Raw genomic sequence first — 17,782 nt, forward strand, 5'->3', positions numbered from 1 at the left:
GCCCGATGCCGACCGCCGCCCCATGCCGACCCCACGATCCACCGACCTCTGAACGGGACCTCCATGGCCGACGACAACACTCCGGACGACGAGCAGGGCACGGGGGCGACCCCGGACGACGAGCAGGCCTCGTCGACCGACGACGCCCTGCCCCAGGAAGGCGTGACGCCGGCGTCCTCCGCCGCCGCGGCGTCCGACTCCCTGCCCGGTGCGATCGTCGACCCCGATGCCACCGTGGTCGTCACGCACGACCGCATCGAGCAGGTCGACCTCCAGCTCGAGATGCAGCGCTCGTTCCTCGACTACGCGATGAGCGTCATCGTGCAGCGCGCGCTGCCCGAGGTGCGCGACGGCCTCAAGCCCGTGCACCGTCGCGTCATCTACGCCATGTACGACGGCGGCTACCGCCCCGACCGCTCCTTCTTCAAGTCGGCCCGCGTGGTCGGCGAGGTCATGGGGCAGTTCCACCCGCACGGCGACTCGTCCATCTACGACGCGCTGGTGCGACTGGTCCAGCCGTGGAGCCTGCGCTACCCGCTCGCGCTCGGCCAGGGCAACTTCGGGTCCGCCGGCAACGACGGCGCCGCCGCCCCTCGGTACACCGAGACCAAGATGGCGCCGCTCGCCATGGAGATGGTCCGGGACATCACCGAGGACACGGTCGACTTCCAGGACAACTACGACGGCCGCACGCTCGAGCCGAAGATCCTTCCCTCGCGCTTCCCGAACCTGCTGGTCAACGGGTCCGTCGGCATCGCGGTCGGCATGGCCACCAACATCCCGCCGCACAACCTCCGCGAGGTCGCGTCCGGCGCGCAGTGGCTGCTCGCGCACCCCGACGCGAACCGGGAGGAGCTCCTCGAGGCGCTCCTCGAGCGGATCAAGGGCCCCGACTTCCCGACGGGCGCGCAGGTGCTCGGCACCAAGGGCATCCTCGAGGCGTACCGCACCGGCCGCGGATCCATCACGATGCGCGCGGTCGTCGCGGTCGAGGAGATCCAGGGCCGTGTGTGCCTCGTGGTCACCGAGCTGCCCTACCAGGTGAACCCCGACAACCTCGCGATCAAGATCGCCGAGCTCGTGAAGGACGGCAAGCTCGGCGGCGTCGCCGACATCCGCGACGAGACCTCGGGCCGCACCGGGCAGCGCCTCGTCATCGTGCTCAAGCGCGACGCGGTCGCCAAGGTCGTGCTGAACAACCTCTACAAGCACACGCAGCTGCAGGAGAACTTCGGCGCGAACATGCTGGCGATCGTCGACGGGATCCCCCGCACGCTCGCGCTCGACGGCTTCATCTCAGCGTGGGTCGACCACCAGATCGACGTGATCGTCCGCCGCACGCAGTACCGGCTCAACGAGGCCGAGGCTCGCGCGCACATCCTGCGCGGCTACCTCAAGGCGCTCGACGCGCTGGACGACGTCATCGCGCTCATCCGCCGCTCGGAGACGGTCGAGGTCGCGCGCGGCGGGCTGATGAAGCTGCTCGACATCGACGAACTGCAGGCCAACGCCATCCTCGAGATGCAGCTCCGCCGCCTCGCCGCCCTCGAGCGCCAGAAGATCCAGGACCAGGCGGCCGAGCTCGAGCAGCGCATCGCCGAGTACAAGCACATCCTGGCGACTCCCACCGTGCAGCGCGAGATCATCAGCACCGAGCTGCAGGAGATCACCGACAAGTACGGCGACGACCGGCGCACGGAGATCATGCTCGGCTTCGACGGCGACATGAGCATGGAGGACCTCATCCCCGAGGAGGAGATGGTGGTCACGGTCACGCGCGGCGGGTACATCAAGCGCACGCGCATCGACAACTACCGCAGCCAGCACCGTGGCGGCAAGGGCGTCCGCGGCGCACAGCTCCGGGCCGACGACGTGGTCGAGCACTTCTTCGTCACCACCACGCATCACTGGCTGCTCTTCCTCACGGACAAGGGCCGCGTCTACCGCGCCAAGGCCTATGAGCTGCAGGAGGCCGGCCGCGACGCCAAGGGCCAGCACGTCGCCAACCTGCTCGCGATGCAGCCGGACGAGGAGATCCAGCAGGTCCTCGACATCCGCGACTACCAGGTGGCGCAGTACCTCGTGCTCGCCACCCGCGACGGCCTGATGAAGAAGACGGCCCTCACGGAGTACGACACGAACCGCACCGGCGGCATCATCGCGATCAACCTCCGTGACGGCGACGCGCTCGTCTCGGCGCTCCTCGTGGACGAGGACGACGATCTGCTCCTCGTGTCGCGCAAGGGCATGTCGCTGCGGTTCTCCGCCGACAACCAGGCGCTCCGTCCCATGGGGCGATCCACGTCCGGCGTGAAGGGCATGACGTTCCGCGGGGACGACACGCTGCTCAGCGCATCCGTGGTCGGCGAGCAGGGCTACGTGTTCGTCGTCACCGAGGGCGGCTTCGCGAAGCGCACCGCCGCGGACCAGTACCGCGTGCAGAACCGCGGCGGCATGGGCATCAAGGTGGCCAAGCTGCAGGACGCGCGAGGCGACCTGGCCGGCGCGCTCATCGTGGGCGAGGAGGACGAGATCCTCGTCGTGCTCGCCAGCGGCAAGGTGGTACGGTCTGTCGTGGCCGAGGTCCCGGCTAAGGGCAGAGACACCATGGGTGTCGTGTTCGCCCGGTTCGCGGACGACGACAGGATCATCTCACTGGCCAAGAACTCCGAACGCAACCTGGTGGTCCCCGAAGCTGCGCCCGACGCGTCCGACGGTACCGCTGCTGGAAAGGGAACACCTGATGAGTAGTGTCGCCGAGAAGCTCGCGAAGAAGTCGTCGCGTGCCACCACCACCAAGCAGGTGCGTCTCAAGCTCGTGTACGTCGACTTCTGGTCGGCGCTGAAGCTCGCGTTCCTCTTCTCCGTGGTGCTCGGCATCATCACCGTCGTCGCGACGTTCCTCATCTACGTGGTGCTGCAGACCACGAACGTGTTCGGCACGGTCGACCAGCTGTTCCAGGAGGTGTCCGGATCCGCGGACTTCACCCTCCAGGACGTCTTCGGCCTGGGTCAGGTGCTCGGCTTCGCGATCGTCGTGGCCGTGCTCAACATCGTCGTCGGCACCGTGCTCGGCGCCGTGGCCGCGCTGCTCTACAACCTCAGCGTGCGCATCACGGGCGGCGTCCTCGTCGGCTTCACCAACGCGTAGCCGATTGGGAGAAACGGGCAGGCGTACGGTAACGTGTACCTGCCCGATGGGGATATAGCTCAGTTGGTTAGAGCGCTTCACTGATAATGAAGAGGTCCCAGGTTCAAATCCTGGTATCCCCACCAACACCCCCGGATCCGCACGATCCGGGGGCATGGCGGGCATCGAGTCGGCCGATCGCATCGCGATCCGAGGCTCGCCGATCGGGGTCATAGCTCAATTGGTAGAGCGCCTGCTTTGCAAGCAGGAGGTCCGGGGTTCGATTCCCCGTGACTCCACATCTCGCCCGTCGTCGGGTCCGCACGTGCTCGCCGTCCTCGGCTCGAGCCGCTTCCCTTCCGCCCGGGGCACGCCAGCGACGACTCGCTCGCACGGCGCCGTCGGGGATACGACGAAGCCCCGGACACCGAGAGGTGTCCGGGGCTTCGTCGTGAGCGGTGCGGTGATCAGCTCGCGGGCTGGTCCTTCGCGGTCCCGTCGACGGCCTCGGGCTCGTCGTCGGCGATCCAGAGGTCGTCGTCCGCGCGGAACGTCTGGTACAGCGCGTACCCGACGCCGCCGACCACGACAACGCCGAGCGCGATGAGGGCGACTCCGCCGAAGCCGAGGCCCTTCTTCGCGGGCGCCACCTGCGGCACGTACCGGCCGACGTAGGAGCGGCCGTTGTCGACGTAGTGCTTGCCGAACTCCTGCGCCTTGGACGACACCTTGTTCGCCTTCTTGACGGCGTCCTTCACCTGCTTGCTGTTGCGGATGCCCTCGGTCGCGGCGACCGCGGATCCGGCGGCACCGGCGACGGCCGGGAGGACCGTGTGCGTGAAGCCCTTGTAGGCGGAGTCGGCCGCGGTGCGCACGCGCTCTGCACCGGCCTCGTAGCCGGGACGGATGTGGTCGTCGACGCCGCGCTTGACGGCGGGGACGACATGCTGGTCGGAGAGCTTGCGCGCCGTGTGCGCGGCCTCGGCCACGACGACATTGGCCCGGTCGAGGACCTCGCGCTGCTCCTTGAGGACGGCGGCCGCGTGGGTGCGGAGCTTCGCCAACTCCTTCTTGTTCTTGCGTGACAGACCCAAGGGGACCTCCATCGGTGTGATTTCGCCAGGAATCCCAGTCTGGCACGGGTGCCTCTGCGGGCAAACACGACGGACCCTGTGCGTCCGCCGAGTCCCAGCTCCGCCATGAGACCATTGCTCCATGTCTGCGCACACTCACGTCGCCACCATGACGACCAACCACGGCACCATCGTCCTCAACCTCTTCGGGTCCCACGCGCCCCAGACCGTCGAGAACTTCGTCGGCCTCGCCACGGGCGAGAAGGAGTGGACCCACCCCCAGACCGGCAACAAGTCGACCGACCCGCTCTACGACGGCGTCGTCTTCCACCGCATCATCAAGGACTTCATGCTCCAGGGCGGCGACCCGCTCGGCCAGGGCACCGGCGGACCGGGCTACCAGTTCGACGACGAGATCAGCCGCGACCTCGACTTCTCGAAGCCGTACGTCCTCGCCATGGCCAACGCCGGCACGCAGGGTGGTCGTGGCACGAACGGCTCGCAGTTCTTCATCACCACGGCGCCCACCACCTGGCTCCAGGGCAAGCACACGATCTTCGGCGAGGTCGCCGACGACGCGTCCAAGAAGGTCGTCGACGCGCTCAACGCGGTCCCGACCGACGGCCGCGACCGTCCCCGCGAGGACGTCGTGATCGAGAGCGTCACCGTCGAGAAGGTCTGATGACCGACTCACCCCGTACGGCGGCCGACCGCTGCTACCGGCACCCCGACCGGCAGAGCTTCGTGCTGTGCCAGCGATGCGGGCGGACCATCTGCCCCGAGTGCCAGACGCCGGCCGCCGTCGGGGTGATCTGCCCCGAGGACATGAAGGAGCAGCGTCGCACCGCTCCCCGTTCCCGGGCGTCCTTCGTCACGCGGATGACGCGGAGCTCCGCGCCCGTCGTGACGTACGGGATCATGGCGGTCTGCGCCGTCGTATGGATCCTGCAGGTGCTGCCCGTCGTCGGTGCGTACGTGACCACGTCGCTGTGGTTCGCACCCGTCTACGGCAGCGTCGCCTCCGGCGCCTACGAGCCGTGGCGCATGCTCACAAGCGCCTTCACGCACTCGCCCGACAGCATCCTCCACATCGTCTTCAACATGCTGTCGGTCTTCGTCTTCGGTCGCGTCCTCGAGCCCATGCTCGGCCGTGCCCGCTTCCTGGCCCTCTTCCTGATCTCGGCCCTCGGCGGATCCCTGGCCGTCGAGGTCATCGGCTCAGCCATGGGCGAGCCGCTGCAAGCCGTCGTCGGCGCCTCCGGCGCGATCTTCGGGCTGATGGGCGGCTACTTCGTGCTCGCCCGCAAGCTCGGCGGCAACGTGGGCCCTCTCCTCGGCATCATCGCGATCAACCTCCTGCTCGGCTTCGTCGTGCAGGGCGTCTCCTGGCAGGCGCACGTCGGCGGCCTGGTGACGGGAGCGCTCGTGGCGCTCGTGCTCCTGCGCACGCGGGACGCGCGCCAGCGGGGTGCCCAGATCGGCTCCCTCGCGGGCCTCGCGGTGGCCATCGTCGTCGCGGCTGCCGTGCTCCCCGTCACCCTCTGACCGATCCCGACGTGCGCGCCGCCCTGCACGGGGCGGCGCGTTCGTCGTGCCCGCCGTCAGCGGATTCGCATGCCCGCGGGCAGAAGCCGGGTTATCCACAGGCCAGTCCACAGTGGGGATAGTTACACGCGTGTGATTAGCGGGCGAGGGGGGTCCGTCCCCGCCTGCACGGCGCGATGTCGAGTCCGAGCGGATCGCTACGCCCGTGGGCTTCCACGGGTAACCCGTAGTGCCGGTGGGATCCGGCGGAGCGCCCGGCGCGGTTCTCCACATGTGTGGACGGTTGTGCACAGTACCTCTGTGGACAACGTGGGGCACCAGGGCTCCCATGGCCGGATGCAGAAGAGCCCGTCACCAGCTGATGGTGACGGGCTCTCGTGATCGCGCTGGGGTCAGCGCCACCTGGTGGTCATGAGGAAGCCGACCAGGATGAGACCGAAGCCGATGAGGATGTTGCCCACGCCGAGGTCGGGGATGGGGAAGGCGTTGAGGCTGACGTAGTAGACGATGAGCCACGCGAGCCCCACGAGCATGAAGCCGAACATGATGGGCTTGAACCACACGGGGTTCGGGGCGTCCTCGTCGCGCACGCGTTCCTGGCGGGAGGGTCTCGTCGTCTTGTCGCGGGCCATGCGGAGATTCTAGCCGTACCCTCCTCCACCGGGCCGGGAGGATGCCCGGCTCCACGGGGCGCCGGTGGCGGCGTCCCGCACATCCCGGCCACCTACAATCGGCACATGAGCGCTCAGGAACCCGCCCCTTCTCGCCGCGCGACGCGGCGACGCGGCCGGCGGGGCGATGCGCTCCTCGGCACGGTCGGCGTCCTCGGCGAGCTCCTCCTCACGGCCGGCGTCCTCATCATGCTGTTCCTGGGGTGGCAGCTGTGGTTCAACGACATCGTCGTGAGCAGCGGCCAGCGGGACCAGGCACTGGAGAACAGCCGGAGCTGGGCCACGGCCGCGCCGGACGCGGCGGCGTCACCCGACCCGGCCGCCACGCCCGCGGCACCGGGGGATCCCGTCATCACCACCGCGCCCACGTCGGACGCCACCGACTTCGGCAACATCTACATCCCGCGCTTCGGAGCGGACTACGTGGTGCCGGTCGCGACGGGGGTCGGGCTCGGCAACGTGCTGAACCTCGGCAAGATCGGGCACTACCGCGAGACCCAGATGCCCGGCCAGGTGGGCAACTTCGCGGTCGCCGCGCACCGCACGACGTACGGCAAGCCGTTCAACCAGATCACGGATCTGCGGGTGGGGGATGCGATCGTCGTCGAGACGCAGGACGGCTGGTACACCTACCGCTTCCGTACACTCGAGTACGTGAAGCCCACCGGAGTCGACGTGCTCGACGAGGTGCCACAGGCACCCGACGCGCAGCCCGGGGACCGCATCCTCACGATGACGAGCTGCAACCCGCTCTTCTCGGCCGCGGAGCGCGTGGTCGCGTACAGCGTCTTCGAGTCCTGGCAACCGCGCTCGGATGCGTCCACGCCCGCGGCACTGGCCGGCACGTCGTTCGCGAAGGCGGGCTGAGCGTGTACGCGGCGTTCTGGCGCGTCCTGCCCGGTCCGGTGTGGGTCCGACTGCTCATCGTCCTCGTGCTGCTCGCGGCCGTCCTCTTCTCCCTCGTCACCTGGGTCTTCCCCTGGGTCGACTCCATCGTCAACACCCAGGAAGTCACGGTGCATCAGTGACACGCGTCCTCGTCATCGACAACTACGACAGCTTCGTCTACACGCTCAACGGGTACCTGCAGCAGCTGGGCGCGGAGACCGTGGTGATGCGCAATGACGACCACGCCGACGTCGACATGGCCGGGGTCATCTCCGAGTACGACGCGGTGCTCGTGTCGCCGGGGCCGGGGAAGCCCTCCGAGGCCGGCGTCTCGATCCCCACGGTCACTGCGGCGCTCGCATCCGGCACTCCGCTGCTCGGCGTCTGCCTCGGGCACCAGGCGATCGCGGAGGCGTTCGGCGCGACGGTCACCAACGCCGAGGAGCTCATGCACGGCAAGACCTCGCTCGTGACGCACGACGACGGGGAGTTCTACCTCGGCGTGCCGAAGCCGTTCACGGCCACGCGCTACCACTCGCTCGCGGTCGTCGACGGCACCGTCCCGTCCGACCTGGTGGTCACCTCACGGACCGAGGGCGGGGTGATCATGGGCCTGCGTCACGAGGCTGCCCCCATCGTCGGCGTGCAGTTCCACCCGGAGTCGGTGCTGACCGAGGGCGGCTACCGCATGCTCGGCAACTGGCTGGAGGGGGCCGGGCTCGTCGGGGCTCGCGACACCGCCTCGAGGCTGTCGCCGCTCGTCCGCGTGGCCTGAGCCGTCCGGCGGGGACGCCGCTCAGCGCCTGACGCCGGGCGCCCGCGCTCCTGGCTGGCGCTCTCGTCGACCGAGGTCGGGCGGCGTCATGCGCGGTGTGTCGAGTGCGGGGGTCAGCCGCGCGCGGGATCCGGGCTCGGCGTGCCGGTGGTGGGCGCGGGCGTGCTGCGGACCGCGCCCGTGCAGTACGTGAGGGCCACCGTCGAGCGCTGGGCGACGTCTCCGGGAGCGACCGACTGCTGGCTCACCGGGGACCCGTCCGCTCGGCTGCAGGACGGGTCGCGACGGGTGGTGACGACGAGATCCGACGCCTCGAGGAGCTTCTGCGCGTCCACGAGCGGCTGGCCGAGCACGTCCGGCAGGGCGACCTTGCCGTTGGACAGGATGAGCTTGACCGCGGAGCCCTGGTCCACCTGCTGGGAGGATGCCGGCTCCGTCTGCATGACCACGCCGTCCGGGACCGTCGGCGACGACTGGCGGACCACCTCGCCCACCTTGAGCCCCGCCGCCTCGAGGGCGGCGGTGGCGGTGCCCTCGTCCATGTTCATGACGTTCGGGACCTGGACCTCCGGCGGGCCGGAGGAGACGAACACGTCGATCTCGGTCTTGGCGGCCACGTTCTCGCCCGGGTCCGGGTTGGTGCGCAGCACGATGCCCTCGGCCACCGTTGTGCTGGCCTCCTCGCGTTCGAGGGGGACGAGGTCGGCCTCCTCGAGGGCCGCGGCCGCGCTCGCGTAGGTCGAACCCGTGACGTCGGGGACGGTGGGGCTGATGTCGGGCGGCGCGATGTTGCTGAGGCTGGTGACCCAGATGACGACGGCGATGAGGATCACGACGACCACGGTGACGCCGGCCCAGATCCACGGGACCGGCGGGCGGCTCTGGGTGCGGACGGTGCGGTCGTCGTCGACGCCGAGCTGACGGAGCGCCTGCTGGGAGGAGGAGGGGCCGGCGGGGGCACCGAAGAGAGTGGCACCCACGTCGTTGGTCGGCGCCTCGCGGGGAGCGAGCGTGCCCGCCGCGGCGCGATCGAGGTCGGTGCGGAAGTCGCCCGCCGTCTGGAACCGCGCGTAGCGGTCCTTCGCCATGGCGTGCAGGACGACCTGGTCGAGCTGGGGGGAGACGGCCTCCTGCACGGTGCTCGGCGCGACGGGCGTCTCGCTGACGTGCTGGTACGCGACGGCGACGGCCGTGTCGGCGCGGAACGGCGCCTGGCCGGTGAGCATCTCGAAGAGGACGACGCCGGCGGAGTAGAGGTCGGTGCGCGCATCCACCGACTCGCCCTTGGCCTGCTCGGGGGAGAAGTAGCGGGCGGTTCCGAGGATCGCGGTGGTCTGCGCGATGGTGGCCGAGGTGTCGGACACCGCTCGCGCGATGCCGAAGTCCATGACCTTCACCTGGCCGGTGGGCGTGACCATGATGTTGCCGGGCTTGATGTCGCGGTGGACGACGCCAGCGCGGTGCGAGTACTCGAGGGCGGTGAGGACCTGGCCCATGATGCGGACCGCTTCGTCCGGATCGAGCGGGCCGTCGGTGATGACGTCCTTGAGCAGGCGGCCCTCGACCCGCTCCATGACGATGAAGGGGACCGTGTGCGACGCGCCGTCCTGGTCGGTGACGACGTCCTCGCCCGCGTCGAAGACCCGCACGATGGTGGGGTGCGACATGCGCGCGGCCGCCTGGGCCTCCTGGCGGAAGCGGCTGCGGAAGGCGGGATCCTCGGCGAGGCCGCGGCGCAGGACCTTGACGGCCACCCGGCGACCGAGACGGGAGTCGACGCCCTCGAAGACGTCGGCCATGCCCCCGCGACCCAGCAGCGCCCCGACCTCGTAGCGGCCGCCCAGCACACGCGTGTCGGTCACGGACTGCCTCTCGTCGGGATCGGGAATCGAACGGGGATGAGCTTACCGGGGGTCCGCTGGGGATCCGGGTGGCACGGCGACGCCCGGACGGGGGCGGGCGACCCGCCGCCGCCCGCCCCCTCGGACAGCGCCGGTCAGGGGTTCCTGTGGGAGCTGGAGACGAGCGAGCGCTCGTCCGTGCGCCCCGGCGCGGGCGTGGGCGCCATGCCGGTGGTGCCGCCGCCCGTGCCACCGGTGCCGCCGCCCGTCCCGCCGCCCGTGCCGGTGCCGCCCGTGCCGGTGCCGCCGGGGGCGGCCTCGACGGTGACCGTCACGGTGCTGCTGTACGGCGACTCGTTGGTGCCGCAGATGGCGAGGTACTTGACGGTGAACGTGCCCGGGTTGGTGCCCACCTTGATCTCGCCCGACGTGGTCTGCGCGTTCGTCGGGTTCGTGCTGCCGCCCCAGGTGCCGGTGGCGCCCTGCGAGACCGAGTCCGCCTGGATCTGGTACCCGTTGAGCGTCTGGCCGGCGGGGCAGGAGTAGGCGGGCCAGGAGATGTCCACCGTCTGGCCGGCGCGGACGTCCGTCGGGGTGACCGTGGGCGTGCCGGGCGCCGTGGTGGGCAGGGTGGGCGGCCCATAGGCCGTGATCTGGATGGTGGCGCCCTTCGCGACGGTGCCGGTGGGGGTGATCGCGGTGACGCGACCCTCCTCCTCGCCGGACGGCGCGGCGCTGCCCGTGACGACGGTGACCTTGAGGCCGAGGGCGGTGAGCTCCGCCGTGACCGTCTTCTGGTCGCGGCCGATGTAGTCGTCGCGGTTCACGTCCACCGTGCTCGCCGTGGGCGAGGGGGTGGGGGACGGCGTGGGTGACGCGCTCGGGCTCGGCGAGGCGCTCGTCTCGGTGGCCGCGGGGGTCGGGGCGGCGGTCTCCTGGCTGGCGAAGTACGCGAGGAGGCCAGCGACGATGGCTGCCACCACGAGGATCGCGACGACGACGAAGATCCAGATGGCGCGCTTGCGGGCGCGCGGCTCCTCGGGCTCCTCGTCGTCCGCGTCGTCGAGGAGGAAGGGGTCGGCTGCGCCGGCGCGCGGCGCGGACGAGGCCAGGACCGTGGTCGCGCCCGTGTCGGCGGCGCGGCGACCGGACGGCATGAGCTGCGTCGCCTGCGTGGGCGTGCCCGGATCCGCCAGGGCGGCGGCACCCGCGACGGCAGCGACCGCGATGGTGGCGGTCGCGACGTCGCCGCGGCGGAGCGCCTGCGCGGCGCGCGCGAGGTGCGCGGCGCTCTGTGGGCGGTCGGCCGGCTTCTTCGCGATGCACGACATCACGAGGTTGCGCACGGGCTCGGCGACCGTGACCGGCAGCTCGGGCGGCAGCTCGTTGATCTGCGCCATGGCGATGGCGACCTGCGACTCGCCCGTGAAGGGGCGGCGGCCGGCCAGGCACTCGTACGCGACGATGCCCATCGAGTAGACGTCGGTCGACGGCGATGCCGGGTGCCCGCTCGCCTGCTCGGGGGAGAGGTACTGGACGGTGCCCATGACCTGGCCCGTCGCGGTGAGCGGCACCTGGTCGGCGATTCGGGCGATGCCGAAGTCGGTGATCTTCACGCGGCCGTCGGGGGTGATGAGCAGGTTGCCCGGCTTGATGTCGCGGTGGACGAGCCCGGCCTGGTGCGCGGCGTGTAGGGCCAGCGCGGTCTGGGCGATGATGTCGAGCACCTTGTCGGTGGACAGCACGCGCTCGCGCTCGAGGATGGTGGAGAGCGCCTCGCCGGGCACGAGCTCCATCACGAGGAAGGCGCTGCCGTCCTCCTCGCCGTAGTCGAAGACGTTGGCGATGCCCTCGTGGTTGACGAGCGCGGCGTGGCGGGCCTCGGCGCGGAAGCGCTCGAGGAACCCGGGGTCGCCGAGGTACTCGTCCTTGAGGATCTTGATCGCGACCTTGCGCCCGATGACGAGGTCGGTGGCCTCCCAGACCTCGCCCATCCCGCCGATGGCGATGCGATCGCCCAGCTGGTAACGCCCTCCGAAGGTCAGTCCGCTCGTGGGTCTCATCTGTCCAGCACCGCCTCAATCACTTTCTTCGCCACGGGGGCGGCGAGGGTGTTCCCCGAGCCCGATCGTCCTCGTCCGCCGCCGTCCTCGACCAGGACCGCGACCGCCACCTGCGGGTCCGCCGCCGGCGCGAAGCCGGTGAACCACAGCGTGTACGGGTCGTCGCTGCCGTTCTGGGCGGTGCCCGTCTTGCCGGCCACGTCGACGCCACTGATTCTCGCATTCGACGCGACGCCGCTCTGGACGTCGTCGATCATCATCCGGGTCATGGTGTCGGCGGTCTCCTTCGAGATCGGGTCGGCGAAGCGGCTGGGGGAGAAGCCGGAGAGCTCGCTCAGGTCGGGGTTGAGGACGCTGTCGACGACGGACGGCTTCATGACCTCGCCGCCGTTCGCGATCCCGGCGGTGACCATGGCGGTCTGCAGCGGGGTGGCGCGCACGTCGAGCTGCCCGAACGCGGACTGCGCGGTCTGGGCGTCGTCGAGGTCGGGGGAGAAGACGCTCTTGGCGCTCGCCATGGGCACGTCGATCGACTTCCCGTAGCCGAACGCCTCGGCCATCTTCGCGATCCGCTCGGAGCCGAGCGCGATGCCGAGCTGAGCGAACGGGATGTTGCAGCTGAGGCGCAGCGCGGTCGCGATGCTGACCTCGGCCTCCGGGCCGCACGCGCCCTCGCCGGCGTTGGTGATGACCGTGCCGGTGCCGGGGAGCGTGAACGTCGGCGGGTTGGGCAGCAGCGAGTCGGGCGTGTACTGGCCGGACTCGATGGCGGCGGCCGCGGTGATGAGCTTGAACGTGGATCCGGGCGGGTTGAGGCTGTTCACCGCGCGGTTGATGAGCGGGTTGGACTCGTCCGCGAGGAGCGACGAGTAGCTCTGCTGCACGGCCGCGCGATCGTGCGAGGCCAGGGTGTTCGGGTCGTAGCCGGGCTTCGACACCATCGCGAGGATGCGGCCGGTCTTCGGCTCGATCGCGACCACGGATCCCTGCAGCGAACCGAGCGCGTCGTACGCCGCCTGCTGCACCTTCGGGTCGATGGTGAGCTCGACCGACGCGCCCTTCGGGTCCTGCCCGGTGAAGGTGCGCGTGAGGCTGTCGAAGAACTGCGTGCCGCTCGTGCCGCTGAGGACGTCGTTCATGGAGTCCTCGAGGCCGGTGGATCCCTGCCCCAGCGTGTAGTAGCCGGTGACCGCGCTGTAGAGGTCGGGCTGCGCGTAGGTGCGGAGGAACTTGTAGCGGTCGTCGACCGGCACCGAGGAGGCGATGGGCGTGCCGTCGACGAGGATCGAGCCGCGCTCGGCCGAGTAGCTCGCGATGATCGTGCGGCTGTTGCGCGGATCCGCCTGCAGCGTGGGCGCGGAGATGACCTGGATGACCGACGCCGCGACGAACAGGGCCACGAACATGGCCAGGACGAACACGGAGACGCGCTTGAGCTCGCGGTTCACGACTCGACCACCAATCGGGGCTGGTTGCGGACGGTGTCGGAGAGGCGGAGGAGCAGGGCCGCGATGATCCAGTTGGCGAGGAGCGAGGATCCGCCCGCCGCCATGAACGGCGTCGTCAGGCCCGTGAGCGGGATGACGCGGGTGACGCCGCCGATGACGATGAAGACCTGCAGCGCGATGACGAACGAGAGGCCGATGCCGAGCAGCTTGCCGAAGTCGTCCTGGCCCGCGAACCCGATGCGGAAGCCGCGCGAGACGAGCAGCAGGTAGAGGGCGAGGATCGCGAAGACCCCCGTGAGGCCGAGCTCCTCGCCGAGGCTCGCGAGGATGAAGTCGCTGTTGGCGAGCGGCGTGAGGTTGGGCATCCCCTCGCCGAGCCCGCGCCCGAACAGGCCCCCGTCCGCCATGCCGAACAGGCCCGTGACGAGCTGGTAGCTGCCGCCGTTCGCGTCGTACACCGTGGGGTCGAACGGGTTCAGCCAGGCGTCGACGCGGCCGCCGACGTAGCCGAGGGTGCTCGCGCCGTACGCGCCGCCGAGGAACAGGACGAGGCCGAGCACGACCCAGCCGATGCGGCCCGTGCTCACGTAGGTCATGACGATGAAGAGGCCGAAGTAGAGCAGCGAGGTGCCGAGGTCGCGCTGGAAGACGAGCACGCTCATCGACACGGCCCAGACCAGGAGGATCGGGCCGAGGTCGCGGATGCGCGGGAAGCGCATCCCGAGGACCTTGACGCCGACCATCGACAGGCTGTCGCGGGCGGTGACCAGGTAGCCGGCGAAGAAGATCGCCAGGCAGATCTTCGCGATCTCGCCGGGCTGGAACGAGAAGCCGCCGATGTGGATCCAGACGCGTGCGCCGTTGATGTTCTGGCCGAGGACCGGGAGCATCGGCAGGAGCAGCAGGATCAGGCCGACGAACATGGCGATGTAGCGGTAGCGCTGCAGCACGCGGTGGTTCTTGAGCAGCACGATGACCGCGAGACCGCACACGATGGCGAGGCCCGACCAGACGATCTGCCGCACGGCCACGCTGTCCCAGCCGGACAGCCCCGCGGCGAGGTCGAGACGGTAGATCGCGGCGATCCCCAGGCCGTTGAGCACCGTGGCGATGGGGAGGATGAACGGATCCGCGTCGGGCGCCAGCCAGCGCAGCGCCACGTGCATGCCGAGCACGAGGACCGCGAGGCCGGTGGCGGGGATGAAGAAGCTCTGGTCGAACGCGCCGAGCACGCCGAGCTGCACGAGGTACAGGGCCCCGCCGTTGATGACGGAGGCGAGCACGACCAGCGCGAGCTCGAGGTTCCTGAGGCGTCGGGGCACGTGGATCCGCGGCACCTTGGGCGCGCGCTCGCGGGGGCGCGCCGGCGCGTCCGCCATGCCCGCGCTAGCCACCGGCGGCCTCCTGCAGCCGGTTGACGATCTCCTCGGCGCCCGCGAGCGAGTCGGCGTTGATGGTCTGCTCCACCTGCTGGCGGTAGAAGGGCTGGAGGTCGTCGACCTGCACCTCGGTGCGCGCGTAGACGTGCGAGAGCTCGATCGGCCCGATGGTCTGCTGCACGCCGTTGTAGACCGCGACGACCCCGTCGGACTCGCCCACGTAGTAGCGGGACTGGGTCCAGCGGTAGCCGAGGACGCACGCGAGGACGAGTCCCGCGACGATCAGCGTGACGCCCACCAGCCAGGTCACGCGGCGGCGGAGGGCGCGGCGCTTGTCCTCCGCGATGAGGGCCTCGAGGTACTGGTCCGACTCCGGCTCGAACTGCGCGTCGCGCGCGGCCGTGGTGGCGCGCAGCGGGTGCAGCAGGAGCGACGGGATGCGCACGGCGCGCTTCGCCGGCTCGTCCCCGAACGCGAGGGGCTGCGACGCGGATCCGACGACCACCGGCTCCGGCGCGGGGCGGGATGCGGCGGTCTCGTCGTCCTCGTCGAGCACGTCGACGACCACGACCGTGACGTTGTCGGGGGCGCCGTGGTCGAGCGACTCCTTCACGAGCGCGTCCGCGACGGTGTCGGGCGTGCCCGCGGTCGCGAGGATCTCGGTGATCCGCTCCTCGGAGACGTAGCTGCTGAGGCCGTCCGAGCAGAGCAGCCAGCGGTCGCCCGTGTGCGTGTCGAGCACCTGGGTGTCGACCTCGGGCGCCGCGTCGACGTCGCCGAGCACGCGCATCAGGACGGAGCGGCGCGGATGGACGAGCGCCTCCTCCGGCGTGATGCGGCCGCTGTCGACGAGGCGCTGCACGAAGGTGTGGTCGGCGGAGATCTGGCTGAGCTCGCCGCGGCGGAAGAGGTAGATGCGCGAGTCGCCGATGTGGGCGATGGCGACGTGGCGGCCCACGCGGGCGAGCGCGCTGACGGTGGTGCCCATCCCGGTGAGCTCGGAGTGCTCGAACACGGTCTCGGCGAGGAGCTGGTTGGCGGCGACGAGGCCCGCCTGCAGCGCGAACTCGGCATCGTGCGCGGAGGCGTACGGCTTGTCGGCCTCGATGATGCGCGTGAGGGCGACAGCGGAGGCGACGTCGCCGCCCGCGTGCCCGCCCATGCCGTCGGCGACGACGAAGAGGTCCCGCCCCGCGTAGCCCGAGTCCTGGTTGTTCGACCGGACCTTGCCCACGTGGGAGACGGCAGCGGCCTGCGTCACTGTCGCCACGCCGCTACCGCCTGAGCTCGAAGCTGGTCGCGCCGATGCGGATCGGCGTGTCGAGCGGCACCTGCGTCGGCACGCTCACGCGCTTGCCGTCGAGGAAGGTGCCGTTGGTCGAGTCGAGGTCCTGGATCATCCACTCGTCGTTCCAGAGCAGCAGGCGCGCGTGGTGGGTGGACGTGTAGTCGTCGCGGATCACGAGGCCCGACTCGCTCGAGCGGCCGATGGTGAGCGGCTCGGTGCCGAGCGGGATCTCGGTGCCGGCCTTGGCGCCCGAGGTGATGACGAGGTGGCGGGCGGTCGATGTGGTGGCCTTCGCGCGGGACGGGACGGCGCCGGAGTTGGCGCCGGACGGCATCGACGAGATGGGCGGAGGCTGCACGCCGGGCTGCGGGGACCTCGGCGGGGCGGCGGCGGCCGAGGCGTACGGGGACTGCGGGAACGGGGATCCGCCGGCCGCGCCCGTCTCCTCGCGGAGCTTCCGCACGCGCTGGCCGAAGAGGTCGGAGCGCAGCGCGTAGACGATGCCGAAGATGAACAGCCACAGCACCGCGAGGAACGCGAGGCGGAGGACGAGGAGGGTCAGCTCGGTCACGACGCTCCCCAGAACCCGTCGTCGTGGCGCTGGCCACGGGTGCCGCGTCCGCCGCGCTCCTCGGTGGCCTGCGGCACGACGCGGAAGGTGATGGCGGTGCGGCCGATGCGGATGACGGACTCGGGCGGGAGCGGCGCCTTGGTGACGGGCGCGCCGTTCAGCTCGGAGCCGTTCGTGGAGCCGAGGTCGCGGACCTGGGCGCGGGATCCGTCCCACGCGATCTCGACGTGGCGGCGCGACGTGCCCGGGTCGTCGACCGTGATGTCGGCGTCGCTGCCGCGGCCGATGACGGTGCGCCCCACGGGGAGCGGGTGGCGGGTGCCGGCGACGTCGACCACGGGCATCCACGTGACGCTGCCCTCGGCCGTGCGGCTGTCGATCTCGAGCACGCCCTCGGAGACGGCGTCGTCCTCGCGGAAGCCCACCTGCACGACGCCAGCGAACTGGTAGCCCTGCGACGACGCGTGCTTCTCGACCGCCTGGCGCAGCTGGTCGGTGAGCGCGGTGCCGATGCTCGCCATGCGCTCCGCGTCGGCTCGGGAGACCCGGAGGGTGAAGGAGTTGGGCACGAGGATGAGGTCGCGGTCGACGACGGCGGCGTGGGTGTCGAGCTCGCGGCGGAGCTGCGCGGCGATCTCCACGGGCTGCAGGCCGGACTTGAAGGTCTTCACGAAGGCGCCGTTGACGGCGCGCTCGAGGCCCTTCTCGAAGTTGTCCAGGATTCCCACGTGTGATCCGTCCTCGCGCGGTCCTTCCGCGGATGAATAGGGAGATCGTAGCCAACTCGCGAGGCGCCGCCCTGGACACCGGCCACGTGGCGGGTGCGCGACGGCCGCTCGCGGGGTCGTCCGGCGGGCCGGGGAGGCGCCCGTCCCGCCTCGCCGCGGCGCGGGATCGGCCTCGGGGCGTGATAATGTCGTCCGGTTGGCGCGAGTGGCGGAATTGGTAGACGCGCACGGTTCAGGTCCGTGTGTCCGTGAGGACGTGGGGGTTCAAGTCCCCCCTCGCGCACCAGCACGAGAGGCCCCCGGGTTCAACCGGGGGCCTCTTCGCGTCTCCGTCGCGGCGTCGACGGGAGCGGTCCTCCGGGCCCAGCCGATCGGCGGGAGG

General features: G+C 70.6%; 16 protein-coding genes and 3 tRNA genes. 10 read left to right on the forward strand and 9 right to left on the reverse strand.

Annotated elements, in window-relative coordinates:
- Positions 1-63 precede the first annotated feature (63 nt).
- The 4 genes from gyrA (at position 64) to K0V08_RS10945 (ending at position 3,429) form a co-directional block, all read left to right on the forward strand.
- Entirely contained in the window at positions 64-2,751 is a 2,688-nt protein-coding gene (gyrA, locus tag K0V08_RS10930; RefSeq protein WP_086503539.1) for a DNA gyrase subunit A, read from the forward strand.
- The gene (locus K0V08_RS10935) at positions 2,744-3,151 is read left to right on the forward strand and encodes a DUF3566 domain-containing protein (protein WP_079533818.1); all 408 of its coding nucleotides are present in this window, start codon (positions 2,744-2,746) and stop codon (positions 3,149-3,151) included. The genes gyrA and K0V08_RS10935 overlap by 8 nt, the downstream gene beginning before the upstream one ends.
- A gap of 48 nt (positions 3,152-3,199) precedes the next feature.
- Positions 3,200-3,276: transfer RNA gene (locus K0V08_RS10940), tRNA-Ile, on the forward strand.
- A gap of 80 nt (positions 3,277-3,356) precedes the next feature.
- A tRNA-Ala gene (locus tag K0V08_RS10945) sits at positions 3,357-3,429 on the forward strand.
- Between the two features lie 168 nt (positions 3,430-3,597).
- Here the strand turns inward: K0V08_RS10945 and K0V08_RS10950 are convergent.
- Positions 3,598-4,224 carry a hypothetical protein gene (locus K0V08_RS10950; protein ID WP_227266761.1) on the reverse strand — a complete coding sequence of 209 codons (627 nt, stop codon included), beginning with the start codon at positions 4,222-4,224 and terminating at the stop codon, positions 3,598-3,600.
- Positions 4,225-4,345: 121 nt separating this feature from the next.
- On the opposite strand from K0V08_RS10950, the gene K0V08_RS10955 reads away from it, so the two are divergent.
- Positions 4,346-4,885 carry a peptidylprolyl isomerase gene (locus tag K0V08_RS10955; RefSeq protein WP_079533816.1) on the forward strand — a complete coding sequence of 180 codons (540 nt, stop codon included), beginning with the start codon at positions 4,346-4,348 and terminating at the stop codon, positions 4,883-4,885.
- Complete coding sequence (locus K0V08_RS10960) at positions 4,885-5,748, forward strand: rhomboid family intramembrane serine protease (RefSeq protein WP_011931230.1); 864 nt, start codon at positions 4,885-4,887, stop codon at positions 5,746-5,748. Before K0V08_RS10955 ends, K0V08_RS10960 begins: the two co-directional genes overlap by 1 nt.
- Before the next feature lie 392 nt (positions 5,749-6,140).
- Here K0V08_RS10960 and K0V08_RS10965 read toward each other — a convergent pair whose 3' ends face one another.
- Positions 6,141-6,380, reverse strand: coding sequence for a cell division protein CrgA (locus K0V08_RS10965; RefSeq protein WP_015488825.1), 240 nt, complete (start codon positions 6,378-6,380; stop codon positions 6,141-6,143).
- A gap of 105 nt (positions 6,381-6,485) precedes the next feature.
- On the opposite strand from K0V08_RS10965, the gene K0V08_RS10970 reads away from it, so the two are divergent.
- From K0V08_RS10970 to K0V08_RS10980, 3 genes are read left to right on the forward strand one after another with little or no spacing between them, the layout of a single operon-like run.
- Positions 6,486-7,286 (forward strand): class E sortase, encoded by an 801-nt coding sequence (locus tag K0V08_RS10970; protein WP_011931232.1) that lies wholly within the window; start codon positions 6,486-6,488, stop codon positions 7,284-7,286.
- Positions 7,287-7,288: 2 nt separating this feature from the next.
- Positions 7,289-7,447 (forward strand): hypothetical protein, encoded by a 159-nt coding sequence (locus K0V08_RS10975; protein WP_043560276.1) that lies wholly within the window; start codon positions 7,289-7,291, stop codon positions 7,445-7,447.
- Positions 7,444-8,082, forward strand: a complete 639-nt coding sequence (locus K0V08_RS10980) for an anthranilate synthase component II (RefSeq protein WP_011931233.1) — start codon at positions 7,444-7,446, stop codon at positions 8,080-8,082. The genes K0V08_RS10975 and K0V08_RS10980 overlap by 4 nt, the downstream gene beginning before the upstream one ends.
- A gap of 113 nt (positions 8,083-8,195) precedes the next feature.
- On the opposite strand, the gene pknB is transcribed toward K0V08_RS10980, so the two are convergent.
- From pknB to K0V08_RS11015, 7 genes are all read right to left on the reverse strand, one after another.
- The gene (gene pknB / locus K0V08_RS10985; RefSeq protein WP_011931234.1) at positions 8,196-9,944 is read right to left on the reverse strand and encodes a Stk1 family PASTA domain-containing Ser/Thr kinase; all 1,749 of its coding nucleotides are present in this window, start codon (positions 9,942-9,944) and stop codon (positions 8,196-8,198) included.
- A gap of 134 nt (positions 9,945-10,078) precedes the next feature.
- Positions 10,079-11,986, reverse strand: coding sequence for a serine/threonine-protein kinase (locus tag K0V08_RS10990; protein WP_079533814.1), 1,908 nt, complete (start codon positions 11,984-11,986; stop codon positions 10,079-10,081).
- Entirely contained in the window at positions 11,983-13,434 is a 1,452-nt protein-coding gene (locus tag K0V08_RS10995; protein WP_011931236.1) for a peptidoglycan D,D-transpeptidase FtsI family protein, read from the reverse strand. The genes K0V08_RS10990 and K0V08_RS10995 overlap by 4 nt, the downstream gene beginning before the upstream one ends.
- Positions 13,431-14,813: an FtsW/RodA/SpoVE family cell cycle protein gene (locus K0V08_RS11000; protein ID WP_079533812.1), complete on the reverse strand. Its 1,383-nt coding sequence runs from the start codon at positions 14,811-14,813 to the stop codon at positions 13,431-13,433. The genes K0V08_RS10995 and K0V08_RS11000 overlap by 4 nt, the downstream gene beginning before the upstream one ends.
- Before the next feature lie 7 nt (positions 14,814-14,820).
- Positions 14,821-16,083, reverse strand: a complete 1,263-nt coding sequence (locus K0V08_RS11005) for a PP2C family protein-serine/threonine phosphatase (protein WP_011931238.1) — start codon at positions 16,081-16,083, stop codon at positions 14,821-14,823.
- A 4-nt stretch (positions 16,084-16,087) separates the two neighbouring features.
- Positions 16,088-16,672, reverse strand: a complete 585-nt coding sequence (locus K0V08_RS11010) for an FHA domain-containing protein FhaB/FipA (RefSeq protein ID WP_011931239.1) — start codon at positions 16,670-16,672, stop codon at positions 16,088-16,090.
- A complete protein-coding gene (locus K0V08_RS11015; protein WP_011931240.1) occupies positions 16,669-17,400 on the reverse strand; it encodes an FhaA domain-containing protein in 732 nt (243 codons plus the stop codon). Before K0V08_RS11015 ends, K0V08_RS11010 begins: the two co-directional genes overlap by 4 nt.
- 199 nt (positions 17,401-17,599) lie before the next feature.
- Between K0V08_RS11015 and K0V08_RS11020 the strand changes: the two genes are divergently transcribed.
- Positions 17,600-17,686: transfer RNA gene (locus K0V08_RS11020), tRNA-Leu, on the forward strand.
- The last annotated feature ends 96 nt before the right edge of the window (positions 17,687-17,782 follow it).

Origin of the sequence: Clavibacter michiganensis, assembly GCF_021216655.1 — a bacterium.
In the GTDB taxonomy this organism is placed as follows: Bacteria; Actinomycetota; Actinomycetes; order Actinomycetales; family Microbacteriaceae; genus Clavibacter; species Clavibacter michiganensis.